Origin of the sequence: Streptomyces sp. NPDC059003 (genome assembly GCF_042740445.1) — a bacterium.
GTDB lineage: Bacteria > Actinomycetota > Actinomycetes > Streptomycetales > Streptomycetaceae > Streptomyces.
Map to the genome: position 1 here is coordinate 1 of NZ_JBHYJH010000429.1, position 1,623 is coordinate 1,623.

The following is a 1,623-nucleotide window of genomic DNA, read 5'->3' on the forward strand; positions in this document are numbered from 1 at the left end:
TCCGGCGTTTGAGGAGCGGGGTCTGGGGCGGAGCCCCAGGTCGGGAAGGGGCGGGTCTGGGGCGCCCCGCGAGGGACCCCCGGAGCTCAGGCGAACGCCAGCGCGCCCGGCGCCAGCGCCGGGACAAGGCCCTCCGCCGCCGCCCGCGTGAGCAGCCCGCGGACGGCCGCGTAACCGTCCTCACCCAGATCCGCCGTGAACTCGTTCACGTACAGACCGATGTGCTGATCGGCAACGGCGGGATCCATCTCCTGCGCATGCTCCAGGACATACGGCCGGGACACCTCGGGCTCGTCCCACGCCATCCGCACGGACGCCCGCGCGGCGCCCGCGAGCCTCCGCAACACGTCATCCCCCAACGCCCGCTTGGCGATGATTGCGCCGAGCGGGATCGGCAGGCCCGTCGTGGCCTCCCAGTGCTCACCCATGTCGGCGAGCTTGTGCAGCCCGTACCGCTGGTACGTGAACCGCGCCTCGTGGATGACGAGACCCGCGTCGACCTTCCCGTCCCGCACCGCGGGCATGATCTGGTCGAAGGGGAGGACCACGATCTCGCCGACCCCGCCGGGCACCACGTCGGCGGCCCACAGCCGGAACAGCAGATAGGCGGTCGACTTCTCGCTCGGCACGGCGACGGTCTTCCCGGTGAGGTCGACCCCCGGCTCCCGGGTGAGCACCAGCGGCCCGCAGCCCCGCCCGAGGGCACCCCCGCACGGCAGCAGCGCGTACTCGTCGAGGACGTACGGCAGGACGGCGTACGACACCTTCAGGACGTCGAACTCGCCGCGCTCGGCCATGCCGTTGGTGATGTCGATGTCCGCGAACGTCACGTCGAGCGTGGGCGCGCCCGGCACGCGGCCGTGGGCCCAGGCGTCGAAGACGAACGTGTCGTTCGGGCAGGGGGAGTACGCGATCCGCAAGGGGCGGTCGGGGTATTCAGTCATGCCTGTTCCAACCCTCCACCACGTGTGGGAACTTCCCGAACGCGGACGTCAGCGCGGCGAGCGCGGCCCCGATGCGCCAGGCGTCACGGTCGCGCGGCCCCACCGCGTTCGACACGGCGCGCACTTCGAGGACCGGCAGGCCGCCGACGGCCGCCGCGGCCTCGGCGACGCCGAACCCCTCCATCGCCTCCGCGAGCGCCCGCGGATGACGGCCGCTCAGCTCGGCGGTGCGCTCGGCGGAGCCCGTCACCGTGGACACGGTCAGGACGGTGCCGGTCGCGGCACCGGTGGCGGCGGCGAGAGCGCGTACGAGGGACGCGGGCGGCTCGTGGCTGTCGCGCCCGAAGCCGAGGCCGGTGACCGGGACGAATCCGTCGGGGGTCTCGGCGCCCAGGTCGGCGGCGGTGATCGCGTCGGCGACGACGAGGGAGCCCACGGGGGCGGCGGGCTGGAAGCCGCCGCCGATGCCGGCCGAGACCACGAGGTCGTAGGGGTCGCCGTCGGCGGCGGCCGCCGCCAGGGCCGCCGCGGTCGCCGCGGCTGCCGCGGCCGGTCCGACACCCGCGGCGAGGACGTCTATGCGGGGGCCGGTGGGGCCGTCCCCGGGCAGACCGGAGGCCACCGCGTCCCGCTCGGCGGGGACCGCGGTGGCCACCCGGACGCGCGGGCGCCGTCCGGC

At 75.0% G+C, this 1,623-nt stretch carries 2 protein-coding genes; both read right to left on the reverse strand.

Annotated elements, in window-relative coordinates:
* Window positions 1–86: 86 nt before the first annotated feature.
* Complete coding sequence (locus ACFWZ5_RS46365) at window positions 87–944, reverse strand: 1,4-dihydroxy-6-naphthoate synthase (protein WP_384804537.1); 858 nt, start codon at window positions 942–944, stop codon at window positions 87–89.
* A complete protein-coding gene (locus ACFWZ5_RS46370) occupies window positions 937–1,599 on the reverse strand; it encodes a futalosine hydrolase (protein ID WP_384804535.1) in 663 nt (220 codons plus the stop codon). The genes ACFWZ5_RS46365 and ACFWZ5_RS46370 overlap by 8 nt, the downstream gene beginning before the upstream one ends.
* Window positions 1,600–1,623: the final 24 nt, after the last annotated feature.

Bases quoted from the DNA above. Each gene is read 5' to 3' on its own strand.
- ACFWZ5_RS46365 (WP_384804537.1), bottom strand. From the start codon at position 944: ATGACTGAATACCCCGACCGCCCCTTGCGGATCGCGTACTCCCCCTGC.